This is a genomic window from Mycolicibacterium xanthum, assembly GCF_019710635.1.
In the GTDB taxonomy this organism is placed as follows: domain Bacteria; phylum Actinomycetota; class Actinomycetes; order Mycobacteriales; family Mycobacteriaceae; genus Mycobacterium; species Mycobacterium xanthum.
This window is the reverse complement of sequence record NZ_JAIFZS010000079.1, coordinates 1-15,154: the sequence shown is the minus strand read 5'-3', so window position 1 is coordinate 15,154 and position 15,154 is coordinate 1. Positions and strand designations below refer to the sequence as shown.

At 67.9% G+C, this 15,154-nt stretch carries 8 protein-coding genes and 2 pseudogenes; 7 read left to right on the top strand and 3 right to left on the bottom strand.

What is annotated here, in order from left to right:
* The 3 genes and pseudogenes from JDV09_RS24330 to JDV09_RS24320 all read left to right on the top strand — a co-directional run.
* Nucleotides 1-488 (top strand): annotated as a pseudogene (locus JDV09_RS24330) (hypothetical protein); the annotation flags it as partial.
* A 202-nt stretch (nt 489-690) separates the two neighbouring features.
* On the top strand, nt 691-1,785 hold the full coding sequence (locus tag JDV09_RS24325) for a M23 family metallopeptidase (protein WP_255605953.1): 1,095 nt from the start codon (nt 691-693) through the stop codon (nt 1,783-1,785).
* 266 nt (nt 1,786-2,051) lie between these two features.
* Nucleotides 2,052-2,429, top strand: a complete 378-nt coding sequence (locus JDV09_RS24320; protein WP_308124228.1) for a hypothetical protein — start codon at nt 2,052-2,054, stop codon at nt 2,427-2,429.
* Between the two features lie 13 nt (nt 2,430-2,442).
* Here the strand turns inward: JDV09_RS24320 and JDV09_RS24315 are convergent, their stop codons facing one another.
* Together JDV09_RS24315 and JDV09_RS24310 are read right to left on the bottom strand one after the other, a co-directional pair.
* Nucleotides 2,443-6,474: a bifunctional nitrate reductase/sulfite reductase flavoprotein subunit alpha gene (locus tag JDV09_RS24315; RefSeq protein WP_221371708.1), complete on the bottom strand. Its 4,032-nt coding sequence runs from the start codon at nt 6,472-6,474 to the stop codon at nt 2,443-2,445.
* Nucleotides 6,475-6,504: 30 nt separating this feature from the next.
* Complete coding sequence (locus tag JDV09_RS24310; RefSeq protein WP_221371710.1) at nt 6,505-7,893, bottom strand: NarK family nitrate/nitrite MFS transporter; 1,389 nt, start codon at nt 7,891-7,893, stop codon at nt 6,505-6,507.
* A 373-nt stretch (nt 7,894-8,266) separates the two neighbouring features.
* On the opposite strand from JDV09_RS24310, the gene JDV09_RS24305 reads away from it, so the two are divergent.
* From JDV09_RS24305 to JDV09_RS24290, 4 genes are all read left to right on the top strand, one after another.
* Nucleotides 8,267-8,620: a molybdopterin oxidoreductase gene (locus JDV09_RS24305; protein WP_221371707.1), complete on the top strand. Its 354-nt coding sequence runs from the start codon at nt 8,267-8,269 to the stop codon at nt 8,618-8,620.
* Nucleotides 8,621-11,134, top strand: a complete 2,514-nt coding sequence (gene nirB, locus JDV09_RS24300; protein ID WP_221371706.1) for a nitrite reductase large subunit NirB — start codon at nt 8,621-8,623, stop codon at nt 11,132-11,134.
* Entirely contained in the window at nt 11,131-11,448 is a 318-nt protein-coding gene (locus JDV09_RS24295; RefSeq protein WP_221371705.1) for a Rieske (2Fe-2S) protein, read from the top strand. The genes nirB and JDV09_RS24295 overlap by 4 nt, the downstream gene beginning before the upstream one ends.
* Before the next feature lie 353 nt (nt 11,449-11,801).
* Nucleotides 11,802-14,534 (top strand): CocE/NonD family hydrolase, encoded by a 2,733-nt coding sequence (locus tag JDV09_RS24290; protein ID WP_221371704.1) that lies wholly within the window; start codon nt 11,802-11,804, stop codon nt 14,532-14,534.
* Nucleotides 14,535-14,656: 122 nt separating this feature from the next.
* Here the strand turns inward: JDV09_RS24290 and JDV09_RS24285 are convergent.
* Nucleotides 14,657-15,154, bottom strand: a pseudogene (locus JDV09_RS24285) (hypothetical protein); the annotation flags it as partial.

The window sequence follows — 15,154 nt, the reverse complement described above, 5'->3', positions numbered from 1 at the left end:
TCACGACGTCCGTCGAAGGAGCCGTGTCCGTGTCCAAGCGTTACCCCGAAGAGTTCCGCCGTAAGGTGCTCGACCTGGTGGCCGCAGGCCGCCCCATCGCCACAGATCGTCGACGACGTGCGCGCCGGCGGCTGATCGGCGGATTGCGGACGCCGGCCCTGAGTTGGGACACGCCTGCGATGATGTTGCCGATTGGCGGACCGGCACGCTGCGGTTGGCTGCCGGTCTTCCGCAAAGGTTCCCCGGTGGCATCGGGTCGGATAGGTCTGCTGCGCTCAGCGACCATCACCATCAACGGTACCGCCCAGGCCTTCCCACCCGAAATCCCCACCAGCACAATGCGAAATCATCGCCAGCGTCGGAATCAAAGTGGGTCACCAAGCCAATTGTCGTGCCTCGGGTTGGATGATCGGCCGAAACGTCTTTTTCGGGCCAGCGGACCGATACGATCCGACGTGCAGTTACCGGATTGGATGGCAGTCGCGTGAGACGAGATGGGTGATGCGCACGGTCGCGAGTTCCGTCCTTGCGAAGCGGGCAATGCTCCGCGGGTATTGGTGCGTGCGGCAGAAACGTCCGGTCGGTGTCGTCGCGGTTGTGGCGGCGTGTGTCCTTGTCCTCAGCTCATGTTCAACCACGCAGAACTCGTCGCCTCCGACACAACCTGCCACCGGTGGTCAGATCACACCATTGCTTGAGAGCACGCTATCGGCCCCGCGCTGGTTCACCGGCACCGACGGGCGGGCGCACCTGGTCTACGAACTCATGCTGACCAACGTCGTCCCGGCTGCGGTCACCCTCGCCGCCGTCGAGGTGCTCAGTGCCGATTCGGGTTCCACGTTGATCCGTCTGACCGGTGATTCGTTGCGGGCGGCGACATCGTTGGTCGCATCTCCGGACACGCCGACCGCCGAGTTGCCGTCGTCGTCGGTCGGCGTGGTGTGGCTGGACATTCCGCTCGACGGCAGCGCGGTTCCGCCGGCGATCACCCACCGGGTGACGATCGATCCCCTGGCGGGCAGCACCCCGTTCTCCGGCCTGTCGTTGACGTTTACCGGACCGGCCGTGCAGGTGGATCAGCGGCCGCCGGTCGTCGTCGGCGCTCCGCTGGCCGGGCCGGCTTGGGCCGCACTCGGCAGCTGTTGCGACGGGCCGCATCGACGCGCGCCATTTCCGATCGACGGGCGGTGGTACATCGCGCAGCGGTTCGCGATCGACTTCAACCAGTTGGACGCGCAAAACCGGCCCGGCGTCGGTGACCCCCTGTCGCCCAGCAGCTTTCCGACGTTCGGACAGCCCGTGTATGCAGTGGCCGACGGCACCGTCGTCGAAGCAGTGGATGGCAATCCGGATCTGCGGGTCGGCGAGGCCCGTGAGGAGCCGACGCCGGACAACGCCGGTGGCAACCGGGTCGTCATCGATATCGGTGACGGGCGCTTCGCCGTGTACGCCCACCTACACAAGGGCAGCATCTCGGCGCACCCGGGCGACCGCGTTTCGCGCGGACGCCATATTGCCGATGTGGGCAGTTCCGGTACCACGGGCGGGCCGCACCTGCATTTCCAGATGACCGATCGTCCATCGGTCGTGTACGCCGACGGAATACCTTATGTGTTCTACGAATTCGAGCTCACCGGGCGAACGCCACCACTGGCCGACGTGCTGAAGTATTACGACACCCTGGAGCCCATTCCGATCAGCACCGCCGACACCGGAGCGCACCGCGACCAACTACCGCTCGGGCGCGACGTGCTGACCTTCCCAGCCGTCAACGGGGGCGGTTAGCCGAATTCTCGACAGGCGGCCTTCCCGGGTTCCGCTCATCCGGTGTTCAGTTCGTCTCGCCGATGCTTCGTCACCGCCATGACGACTTCTTGGACCGCTTACCCGCATCGGCGCCGGCCGGCCCACGGTCGCGCGGTGGCCGACGAAGCACACATAGCGGACGCATAGCCAGTGGAAAGTCGGCGCTCAGCGCGGGCTTCTACACAGGTTGGTGAGCGACACCACCCGGGTGCGCTCATCCACCCCGAGTACACCGAGGAGTCGCTGTGCCCCGTTCCCTGTCCCATATCGCCGGTGGTGTCGCCGCCGTCGTCGCGATGCTGGCCGTGCCGGCCTGCACCGCGCAGACTGCCGAATCGGCGGCTTCGCCCCAGGATTTCACACAGTGCCTGATCGACCACGGCGTGCCGGCGGATGCCGCCACCCCGCCGCAGGGTCCGCCGCCCGGCGCGGACGGAGCGCCCCAGGGTCCTCCCCCCGGCGGCGAGGCGGGCCCGCCACCGGGCCGACCCGGATCCGGTGATCGGCCCGCGCCGCCGGCGCCCTCCGGCGTGGACGAGGCCACCTGGAACGACGCGTTCACCGCGTGCGCCGAGGTGGCACCCGGCCCTCCGCCCGGTCATCCGGGACCGCCCGCGGCCTGAGCCGACTGCAGCGTCAGTAGACGTCGCGTACGTACCGCTTGTCGGCCACCAGTCGGCGTTTGTAGTCGCGCGCGGCCTCGTCGCTCATGCCGCCGTGCGACCGGATGACCTCGGTCAGCGCGCCGTCGACGTCCTTGGCCATCCGGCCGGCATCCCCGCACACGTAGAAGTGGGCGCCGTCTTCGAGCCAGCGCCAGACGTCGGCGCCGTAGTCCAGCATCTTGTGCTGCACATAGATCCGCTTGGCCTGGTCGCGGGAGAATGCCAGGTCGAGCCGGTTCAGGAAGCCGTCGTCGACCATGTGCTGCAGGTCGTCGCGGTAGTAGAAGTTCTGCTCGCGGTGCTGGTCTCCGAAGAACAGCCAGTTGCCACCGGTGTGGCCGAGGGCACGACGCTCCTGCAGGAACCCGCGGAACGGTGCGATCCCGGTGCCGGGACCCACCATGATCATCGGCGTCTGCGGGTCCTGCGGGGGCCGGAAATGCGGCGAGCGCTGCAGGAACACCGGCACCGGTGCGCAGGCCGGCAGGTCGGCGAGATAGGTCGACGCCACGCCACCGCGCGGACCCCCGCCGGGGGACGGATAGCGCACCACCGAGACCGTCAACTGGACCTCGTGCGGGCTGACCAGCGGGCTCGACGAGATCGAGTACTGCCGTGGGGTGAGCCTTACCAGCACGTCCTGCCAGAGCTGCGGCTCGGAGCGCACCTCGAACTCACGCACCAGATCGAGGCCGTTGCGGTTGACCGACCACCGGTCCAGCGCGGCATGGTCGGTGCGCAGCCGGTTGACGGCGCCGTCGCGCGGCCGGTGCTCGGCGACGAACCGCACCAGGTCGGCGGTGATCTTGCAGACGTCGTAGTGCGACGTCAGCGCCTCCCGTAGGGGCATCCCGACCCCGTCCACCACGACGCCCTCGTCGCCGTCGAACCCGGTTGCGGCAAGCCAGCTCTCGACCACATGGTCCGAGTTGGCGGCGAACACACCGAGCGAATCCCCTGCCGCGTAGGACACCTCGTGCCCGCTGATGTCGAAACCGAACTGGCGCACCTCCTTCGCCGAGGCGGCCGGGGTGAGCCGGACATTGCGGCACAGGGGCGCGTCGATCGGACGTGCACGGGTGAATACCGCAGGCGCGGGCGTCGCCCGCGGCGCGGACACCGGCTGCGCCGACACCTCGGCGGGCGAGCCGATCAGGTCGACGACGGACTCCGCCCAGTCCGCCAGCTCCGCGTCGTCGTAGGCCTCGCACTCGGCGCGATCGAGCACCCGGGTGGCACCCAGGTCGGCCAGCCTGGTGTCCAGCGACTTGGCGTAGCCGCAGAAGTTGTCGTACGAGCGGTCCCCGATACCGAGCACCATGAACCGCACCCCGGTCAGCGTCGGCGCCTCGGGGGCGGTAAGCCGCTCCCAGAAGTCGGCGGCGTTGTCGGGCGGTCCGCCGTCGCCGAACGTCGAGGTCACCACCACCACCTCCTCCGCGGCGGCCAGGTCGGACAGTTCGACGTCGTCCATGGCGCGCAGTCGGGCACCACCGAGTCGTTCCCGGAGCCGGCCCGCGAACTCCTCGGCGTTGCCGGTCTGTGAACCCCACAGCACCAGCGGCCCGTTCTCGACGGCGGCATCGCCACCCGGTGCGGCGCCCGGGGACCCGGCCGGCAGCCGGGAGTAGCGCCCGGCCAGCAGCCCGTCGACCCACAACCGAACCCCCGTACCGACCGGAGCGGTGGCGGGCAGCACCGGAACCCCGGTCACGCCCTGCTCGATTCCGGCGAAAAATCCTGCCAGGTAAAGCTTTTCGTCGTCGGTGAGGGCAGGGGCACCGGCCGGGATGGCGGGCTCGACGGGGGCGGGCGTCAGCCGCACCGCACACGCCTTGAACTCGGGCTGCAGCGAGACGGGGTCGACGGCGTCGTTGGTGACGGCGTTGACGGTCAGCGCATCGCCCTGTTGGTCGTTCCAGTGGAACGGTACCCAGGTGTTGCCGGGCCGCACCCGGTCGGTCACGACCGCGGGAAACACCGCGCGGCCACGGCGGGAGGCCACCTCGACCGGGCGGCCGTCCCAAACCCCCAGCCTGGTGGCGTCATCGGGGTGGATCTCGATCGAGGGCGCACCGTTGAGTTTGTTCAGCTTGTCCACCGTGCCGGTCTTGGTCATGGTGTGCCACTGGTGCTGAAGCCGACCCGTGTTGAGCACCATCGGGTAGTCGTCGTCGGGCAACTCGGCGGCATCCATGTGCGGCCGGGCGTAGAACACCGCGCGTCGCGACGGGGTGGCGAAGGCCAGCCGGGGGCGGTGGCCGTTCTCGTCGGTGAACAGGTCCTGCGACACACCGTCGTTGACGTAGCGCACCGGGTTACGGTCGGCGAACACGCTGTCGTCGGACTGCGGCGGGCACGGCCACTGCACCGGTGCCGCGCGCAGCCGTTCGTAGCTGACCCCGCGCAGGTCGTATCCGGTGCGTGGATTGTGGAACCGGCGGATCTCGTGGAAGATCGCCTCGCTGCTCTTGAACGTGAAGCCGTCGGCGAAGCCGAGCTGCTGGGCCACCCCGCAGATCAGTTCCCAGTCCGGCCGCGCGTCCCCGACCGGCGGGATGGACTGCTGCAGCAGGGTCAGGTTGCGTTCGGAGTTGACCATCACCGCGTCGGATTCCGCCCACAGCGCGGCGGGCAGGATGATGTCGGCGTAGCGGTTGGTGGCGGTGTCGGCGTACGCGTCCTGGGTGACGACCAGCTCGGCGGCCTGCAGGCCGGCGATCACCGTGTCCCGGTTGGCGACGGTCGCCACCGGATTCGTGCAGATGATCCACACCGCCCTGATCTGTCCGGCACCCAGCTGGCGGAACATCTCGATGGTGCCCGGGCCGACGTCGGTGCGGATCGTGCCGGGCGGCAGCTCCCACTGATGTTCGGTGAACGCACGGTCCTCGGCGGACAGCACGGCGCGCTGGCCGGGCAGTCCGGGCCCCATGTAGCCCATCTCCCGGCCGCCCATCGCGTTGGGCTGGCCGGTCAGCGACATCGGCCCGCTGCCCGGTCGGCAGATCGCGCCGGTGGCCAGGTGCAGGTTGCAGATCGCGTTGGTGTTCCAGGTGCCGTGGGTGCTCTGGTTGAGCCCCATCGTCCAGCAGCTCATCCACTCCCCCGCCTCGGCGATCATCGTTGCGGCGGTGCGGATGTCGTCCTCGGCGAGCCCGGTGATCTCGGCGACGCGGGCGGGCGGGTAGTCGGCGAGGAACTCCGGCATACCGGCCCAGCCCTCGGTGTGCTCGGCGATGAACTCGGCGTCGATGTCACCGTTGTCGACGAGCAGGTGCAGCAGGCCGTTGAGCAGGGCGAGGTCGGTGCCCGGACGGATCTGCAGGAACAGGTCGGCCCGCTCGGCGGTGGTGGTGCGGCGCGGGTCGACCACGATCAGCTTCGCACCGGCCTTTAGCCGGTCGGCCATCCGCAGGTACAGGATCGGGTGGCAGTCGGCCATGTTCGAGCCGATGACGAAGAACAGGTCGGTGCAGTCGAAATCGGTGTAGGACCCGGGTGGTCCGTCCGCGCCGAGCGACTGCTTGAAACCCGTTCCCGCGCTGGCCATGCACAGCCGCGAGTTGGATTCGATGTGCACCGTGCGCAGGTAGCCCTTGGCCAGTTTGGTGGCCAGGTACTGGGCCTCCATCGACATCTGGCCCGACACGTAGAGGGCCACCGCATCCGGCCCGTGTTCGTCGATGATCGACCGGAATCGTCGGGCGACCTCGGCAACCGCCTCGTCGACCGGTGTGGGCGCAGGTTCGGCGTCCCGGCCCGATCGCACCAGCGCGCCGGTCAGCCGGCCCTCGGTGGCGGCCATCATCTCGGCGTGCGTTGCGCCCTTGGTGCACAATCGGCCGAAATTGGTGGGGTGCAGTCGATCTCCGCTGACCCGTGCGATCACCGGAACGCCCACGGCGGGGTCGGTGCGGGTCTCGACCGAGATTCCGCATCCGACCCCGCAGTAGGAGCAGGCCGTACGGGTCAGGCTGCCCGACTCACTTGCGGCTGCCATGTTCTCCAGGGTGCACCAGTAGCGTCGGGATCACACTCCGACCTGACCCATCCGGGTGCTCTTGCGGATGTAGAAGAACCAGGTCACCACGAGCAGCACGAGGAAGAAGCCGACGTAGAACTGCAGTGCCGGCTGGATGTTGCCGTACGTGGCCTTCGACCAGGCGTAGGCCAGCGGGACGATGAACCCGCCGAAAGCGCCGACCGAGGAGATGATGCCCAGCGCACCCGCGGCCTGACGGCGCATGTGCACCATCGTCTCCGGCGCGCCGCCCGCGTCCTGCCCCTTGACCAGGAAGATCTTGGAGATCATCCGGTAGGTCGAGCCGTTGCCGATGCCGGTGGCGACGAACAGGAACATGAACGCGATGAAGAACACCGGCAGGTTCACCGCCTTCACCGACCACAGCGCTGCCGCGGCACCGGCGGCGAGCATCACGAAGCTCACCGCGGTGATCTTCGCGCCGCCGATCCGGTCGGACAGCTTGCCGCCGAGCGGACGGGCGATCGAGCCGATGCCGGCGCCGAGGAAGGCCCACATCAACGCGATGTCGCCGCGGTCGAACACCGCCTTGAGCAGTGTCGGGAACGCCGCCGAGTAACCGATGAACGACCCGAAGGTGCCGATGTAGAGCAGCGACATGATCCAGGTGTCGGGGTGCCGCAGCGACTGGAACACCGGCTTCACATCGGCCTTGGCCTCGGTGAGGTTGTTCATGAACAGGAACGCACACACCGCCGCAGCCACCGCGAACGGCACGTAGAACAGCCCGGCCCGGGACAGCGCGACGCCGCCGCCGGCAACCACGACCAGCGGAATGACCTTCTGCGCCACCGCGACCCCGATGTTGCCGCCGGCCGCGTTGAGGCCCAGCGCCCAGCCCTTCTCCTTCTCTGGGTAGAAGAACGAGATGTTGGCCATCGAGGAGGCGAAGTTGCCGCCGCCGAAGCCGGCGGTGGCCGCGATCAGGCACAGACCCACGAACGGGAAGCCCGGGTTGCTCACCGCCCAGGCCATCAGCAGGCACGGGACCAGCAGCAGCATCGCCGAGATCACCGTCCAGTTGCGGCCGCCGAAGACCGGCACGGCGAACGTGTAGGGAATCCGCAGGAACGCGCCGACACCGCTGGGCACCGCGACCAGCCACAGCGCCTGGGTGGTCGTCAGCGCCCATCCCGACGCGGCGGCGCTGCCGTCGGCGGCAGCGGTCATCTGGACGACGACGATGCTCCACAACAACCACACCGAGAACCCGATGTGCTCTGCGAAGATCGAAAAGATCAGATTGCGGCGGGCGATCGGTTTGCCGACGGTGGACCAGAATTCGGGATCCTCCGGCCGCCAGTCGTCGATCCAGTGCTTGCCCTTGTGGTGCGGGTGCGGCGCCGAGGGTGTCTCGATCGTCGCGTTTTCGGTCACGGTCACGGCAGACTTCTCCTGTCATCGGAAGGCTGGGTGGTGAGGTCCGGGCGCCGTCGCGGAGCCCGGTTGATGCCTACGAAGGTATGAACCGCGTGTTACAGAACCCGACGGCGGCCGTTAAACGACCGCAACAAAGATCTCAAATGCCGAGGCCCGCCGATGTCAGGCACGGTATTCACCGCCGACCCATCGCCGAAACAGTGCCGTAACAGGCAGCGCCTAGCTTCGGGCCATCACCCCAATGCTGCAGCGGTGGCCGACCCGCCGATGCTATCCCTGAATATACTGTGGCACAACACTTTTGATCGATACACAGAACGCCATCGGCAACCCCGGGCGAGATAGACCCACGAGAAGGTGAGCACAACGCATGAGCGACGGCAGCACGCCCCGATTCCTGCAGGGCATGTTCGAATTCGGGGGCAACGGTTACGACAAGCCGGACCTCATCGACGAGTCGCTGCGTTACACGGTGCCCGCCGGCGCGACCGCCCAGCCGGTGTACTTCCGGGGCGGCAACTCGACCAAACAGATGATCACCGTGGTGCTGTTCCGGGACGGAAAACCCATGCGCTACTTCCCGATCGGCGCGAAGGGATCGACACATGTCGCACTGCGCGTCGTCGAGGATCTGCTGGCCGACACCGTGCTGGAACTCTGTGTCGCGGCACCGCCGGGCACGAAGGGCAGCGTCGTCGTCGACCTGGGACTGGTGGAGTTCTAGATGACGGTGATCGACACGGCGGCGACCAATGGCCACGTCGGCGCCGGCACCAGGGCCCGGCTGGTGGTGGTCGGCAATGGCATGGCCGGGATCCGTGCGATCGAGGAGGTGCTGGCCCGCGGTGGTGCCGAAGCGTTCGACATCACCGTGTTCGGCGACGAGCCGTATGGCAACTACAACCGCATCCTGCTGTCCAACGTGCTGGCCGGGGTGGATACCCCGGCCGAGATCTATCTCAACGGCATGGACTGGTATACCGAGAACGGGATCGATCTGCGTGCCGGTGTGCGGGTGGTACGGGTGGACACCTACGCCCATCTGTTACACGCCGACGACGGCACGGCCATGCGTTACGACAAGCTGATCCTGGCCACCGGCAGCCGGTCGTTCTTCCCGCCGATGAAGGGGCTGTGGGCCGACGACACGACGCTGGCCGACGGCGTCTTCGGATTCCGCACCCTCGACGACACCGAGGCGATGATCAGCGAGGCGGCCAGTCGCACCAGGGCCGTCGTCATCGGCGGCGGACTGCTGGGGCTGGAAGCCGCGCGCGGGCTGCAGAACCGGGGACTCGAGGTCGACGTCGTGCACGCCGGGCCGACGTTGATGAACGCCCAACTCGACGACCTCGCCGGCGACATCCTGCGCAAGTCGGTCGAAGGCCTCGGTATCGGTGTGCTCACCGAGAAGCGCACCACCGAGATCACCGTCGAGGACGGGCGGCTCTCGGGCGTGGTGTTCGCCGACGGTAGCCGGGTGGACTGCGACATGCTGGTGATCGCGGCCGGCATCCGGCCCAATGTCGGCCTGGCGCAGCGGGCCGGCCTGACCGTGCAGCGCGCCATCGTCACCGACGACCACATGCGTTCGGTGGACGACGACGACGTGTACGTCGTCGGTGAGTGTGCCCAGCACCGCGGTCAGGTCTACGGCCTGGTGGCGCCGCTGTGGGAGCAGGCCAAGGTGCTCGCCGACCATCTGACCGGTACCGATCCCGCAGCTGCCTACCGAGGCTCGCGGGTGGCCACCAAGCTCAAGGTGGCCGGTGTGGATGTCGCCTCGATGGGCATCAAGGCGCCCGAGCACCCCGACGACGAGTTCGTGCAGTACTCCGAGCCCAAACACGGCGTCTACAAGACCGTGGTGATCCGCGACGGCAAGCTGGTGGGCGCCACCCTGGTCGGCGACGTCTCCAAGGTGTCGTTCCTGACGCAGGCGTTCGACAGCGGCCTGCCGCTACCCGACGAACGGGTATCGCTGATGTTCGACATCGGCACCCCGGAGGTCGCCGTCGGGGTGGCCGAACTCGCCGACGACGCCCAGGTGTGCAACTGCAACGGCGTCTCCAAGGGGGCGCTGGTCGCGTGTGTGCAGGGCGGCGAGACGTCGCTGGCGGGCGTGATGGCCAAGACCAAGGCGGGCAAGGGCTGCGGGTCGTGCAAGGAGCTCGTCGGTCAGGTGGTCGAATGGGCGGCCGGCGGCGCGGTGACCAAGGACCCGTCGGAGTCCTGGTACGTGCCCGGGGTGCCCTACGACAAGCCGACGCTGATGCGGCACATCCGGGAACTCGAACTGCACTCGGTGTCCTCGGTGTTCGCCGCGCTGGCGCCCGACGGCAGGGAGGACGCCGGCTCGAAGATGGCCCTGGCCTCACTGCTGGAGATGATGTGGGCCGACGAGTATGTCGACGAACGCGACGCCCGCTTCATCAACGACCGGGTGCACGCCAACATCCAGCGTGACGGCACCTTCTCCGTGGTACCGCAGATGAAGGGCGGGGTCACCAACGTCGCCCAGCTGCGCAAGATCGCCGACGTCGCCGAGAAGTACGAGATCCCGATGATCAAGCTGACCGGCGGTCAGCGCATCGACCTGCTCGGGGTGCGCAAGGAAGATCTACCCGCGGTGTGGGCGGATCTGGACATGCCGTCGGGCTACGCCTACGGCAAGAGCTTCCGGACCGTGAAAACCTGTGTGGGGAGCGACTTCTGCCGCTACGGCGTGGGAGATTCGACCGCGCTGGGAATCGCGCTCGAGGAGCGCTATCAGGGCCTGGCCAGCCCGGCCAAGATGAAGCTGGCCGTCACCGGCTGCCCCCGCAACTGCGCCGAGGCGCTGTGCAAGGACCTCGGGGTCGTCGCGGTCGACGGCGGGCGCTGGGAGATCTATGTCGGCGGCGCGGCCGGGGCCCACATCCGCAAGGGCGACCTGCTGGCCACCGTCGACGACCCGGACACGGTCATCACGCTCACCGGCCGCTTCCTGCAGTACTACCGCGAGAGCGCCGACTGGCTGGAACGCACCTACAAGTGGGTCCCGCGCGTCGGCATCGACCACGTCAAAGCCGTGGTGGTCGACGACGCCGAGGGCCTGGCGGCCGGTCTGGACGAACGGATGCAGAAGTCGGTGGACGGCTACCGCGATCCGTGGCTGGACCGCGCCGAACCCCGCTCCGAGGGCCAGTTCCGGTCGTCGCTGCCGCTGCTGCCGCTGCCCCAGGTGCCGGTGCGATGAGCGATGTGGAGGTCGGCGTCGAGCTCGGCAGCCTCGACGAGGTACCGGTCGGCGAGGGCCGCACGTTCGCCGTCGACGGAGCGCAGATCGCCGTGTTCCGGTTGCGCGACGGATCGCTGCGCGCGATCGACGCGGTGTGCCCGCACAAGGGCGGACCACTGGCCGACGGCCTGGCCGACGACCGGGTGGTGGTGTGCCCGCTGCACGGATACACCTTCGACATGTGCTCGGGCGCAGAGGTTTCCGGATCCGGGCTGTCGGTGCGCAGCTATCCTGTCGAAGCCGTCGACGGGATGATCCGCATCAACCGTTGAGTGTCGCGACCCGTTCGGTGAGCGTGGCGGCGAACTGGGCGGGGTCCTGTCCGTGCCTCGAGTGGCCCATCGCCGGGAACGAACGGTAGGTCACCGGTTGGCCGGCCTGTTCGCTGGCGCCGAACGACGTGCTCGGCCTCACGATGGGCGCTGGCGCCGATCACATCACCGGTCTTCTCGTTGACCATCCGCGGTCCACCCGGCAATCACGGTGATCAGGCCACCGCCGGACTGATAGCCACCGACCATCAGAGCAAATCACGACACGATCACCGAATCGGCCAACAGTGGTCTCGCCTGGGGCGTAGCGTCGGTCCCCGTCGCGCAATCATTGCTTGCTTGTGGAGGCTGTCATGGGGGCTGCAAGGTGTATCGGCCGGGTCGGTGGATTGGCGGTCGCGCTGGGCGTGGGTACCGCCATCGTCACGGGGCAGGGGGTGGCCTACGCGGACGATACGGACACCTCGAAGCCCACGACGACCTCGAGCGAGAGCCCGAAGCCAGACGCTGATGTCGACTCCGGCGCTGCCGATGAACGGCGGCTCGGGGGATACGGGGCGACCAGCGGCACATCGCTGATCCGCGACGCGGTGCAGCGAACCGTCGACCGGATCACCCAGAAGTATGGAGACCACACCGCCGACACCGACCACGGCCTCGACGACGAGGACGCGACGATCGACGACGACGCGTCCGACGAAGACACGCAGGTCAACGATGAAGTGTCCGGCGACGAGGCCTCCGCGCAGGAGGAGACTTCCAACGGGTCGGGCGCCCGCCGTCATCGCGACGACGTGGAAGTCGACGCGATGTCCGACGCTGCGCCGTCACCCGGGGAACCGGTGGCCGACACCGTCGCCGAAGACGCACCCGCTGAGGAATCGAGCGGCCTGGAGTCACAGAGCGAACCGCTGGTGTCCGACGACGGCGGTATCACCATGACCGCGCTGTGGACGCCGCCACCGACGGAAGTCACCGAGATCGTCGACGCGGCCGTACCGACCACCACTGCCACACCCGAGACGACCGAGCTGTCCGGGTTGCTGATGTTTGCCGACTCTGCGCTGAACCCGTTCTCGACCAACGGCGGGACGGCTCCGGTCGGCGGTTCGATCACCGATCTGCTGCTGCTGGCCGGAACTCGCCGCGAACTGATCCAGCCGCAGGCTGCCGATCTGCCGGCCTCCTCCGTCGGTCTCACCGAGGGCGTCATCGAAGGCTGCGTCGTGGGCATGACCTGCACTACCGCCGACGGATCCACCTATACCGTGATCAGCGATCCGAGTAAGGGCGGCAAGCTCACGGTCGACGCGACGACGGGCGCGTTCAGGTTCCTGCCCTATGCCGAGGAGACGAGCGTCGACGGGCCGTCGGGCCAGGAGGCGTTCTCGGTGCTGGTCGCCCAGAACACGGAGTTCACGACGTTCGTCATCGGCTTGCCGATCGTCGGCTCGACGATCATCGCGCCGGTCATCATGACCCTGCAGCAGCTGAACATCCTGGCGCCGCTGATCGGCACCGCTTCCCGGCAGGACATCCTCGTCGACGTCGATGCACTGCGGGGCCCGTCGGACACGCCGATCGCCTACACCACCATGGTGACGTCGTGGGACGGGGTCAAGATCAGCACCAACTTCTTCCCCGCCATCACCACAGGCAATCCGGACGACGCGAACCCCGGCTACGAAACGATCTTCTACGGGCCGGGGCTGGCGTCGGCCGGCGCCACCGACCCCGCGAACCCGTTCGTGTCGATGTTCCGGGAGGCCGGCTACAACGTCGTAACCTGGGATCCGCGTGGCGAATTCGCCTCGGGCGGCGTGCTCCAGCTCGACAGCCCGCAGTACGAGGGCCAGGATGTCTCCCAGCTCATCAGCTGGGCCGCCGGCCTCGACGGCGTCGAACTCGATGCTCCCAACGATCCCAACATGGGCATGGTCGGGGTGTCCTACGGTGGCGGCATCCAGTTGGTGACCGCAGCCGGCGATTCCCGTGTGGACGCGATCGCGCCGGGCTGGTCGTGGAACAACTTGCCGGATTCGTTTTATCCGGACGAGGCGTTCCGAACCTCCTACGCAGGAATACTGCTGCTGGGGCTGGTGACCACGGGCGCCCGGATCAACCCGCAGATTTATCCCGCCATGATCACCGGTGCGACGCTGGGAATCCTGACGCCCGGCCAGATCCAACTGCTCCAGAACAGCGGCCCCGGCCAGACGGTGCGGGGCATCGACGCGCCCACTCTGCTCATCCAGGGCACGGTCGATGTGCTGTTCCCGCTGCAGCAGTCGATCCTCAACACCGGCTACCTCGCTCTGAACGACGACGTCAAGCTGCTGTGGTACTGCGGCGGCCACGGCACCTGCCTGCCCGGGCAGGGCAATCCCAGCGCAGACAACGCCTGGATCATGGGCGAGACGCTGGCGTGGATGAACAGGTACGTCAAGGACGACGGCTCAACCGACGACGTCGCGTTCGCCTGGACCGACCAGAACGGAGACCGCTGGACCTCCGAGCTCCGCCCCACCGACGACGGCTTCTATCAGGCGACGAGTTCGATCCCGACCACCACGTGGGACGACGGCGGGCTGCTGCCGATCATCCCACTGATCGGCGGCTCCGGCCCCAGCCAGGGGGTGCCGTTCCCGTACTCGCTGGGCAACGGCTCCATCGCGACCAACGCTGTCACCATCCCGTTGGAGAACCCGGCGGCGGAGGCGACGGTCGTCGGCGCACCCCACGTGGTGATCGAGTACAGCGGCCTGGGCACCAGCCGTCACATCTACGCGCAGGTCGTCGACAAGTCCACCGGCCTGGTCGTCGGCAATATCGTCACGCCGGTTCCGGTCACGCTGAACGGCCAAACCCATACCGCCACAATCGATCTAAGCGACATCTCCTACACGGTGGAACCGGACAGCGAGCTCGAACTACAGATCTTCACCACGGCCACGCCGTTCTTGAACCTGACGCAGTTCGGTTTCGTCAACATCCAGAGCGTCGAAGTGACGCTGCCGACCACCACGCAGGGAACCAACCAGGGACCCAACCCCGATCCCGTGGCCAACGTCCTGGTGGCTGTCTGACGCGGCGCATCGCACGGGGTGAGCTTGGGGCTACGGGCTCGAGTTCGACGACCGCGGCACCACGGTCTCAAGCGTGTGCCCGGTGGGTGTGACTGTTGGCCGTCGGCTCTGGGCGGCCACCTCTAAAATGGTGGGTCGTTGCCGTAGTCGGGTTGGTGTTCGGGCGGTTTGGACAGTGGCTGGAGTGGGTGGTCGATCCGCTCCAGCCGGGCGGCCCATTGCGCTCCTCCGGGTGTGGCGAGTAGGGCTGCGCGTTTGGCTCGGCGCTCTTCGGCGGCTTTCTGGGCGGCGGCGCGGTCGAGTTCGCGTTGCAGCGCGTTGAGGTGGCGTTCGCGGGTGATGTAGGCGGCGTGGTTTTGGGCGCGGGTGCGTCGGCGGGTGGGCATCATCAGTTCCCGCCCCGGGGTGCGCGGCGGCGGGTTCGGCGCCGGTGCGGGTGGTGGATCGGCGGCGGTGGTGGTGCGCCAGGTGGGGAACAGCAGCGCGGAGAACGGTTTGGTGGTGTAGGTGTGCCCGGTCGGGGTGGTGACCTGCAGCGTTCCGTCGGGCAGTTGCACCTCTTTCCAGCCCTGCCAGAAGGTTTTCATTAGATGGTGCAAACGGCATTTGCAGCCCAGGTT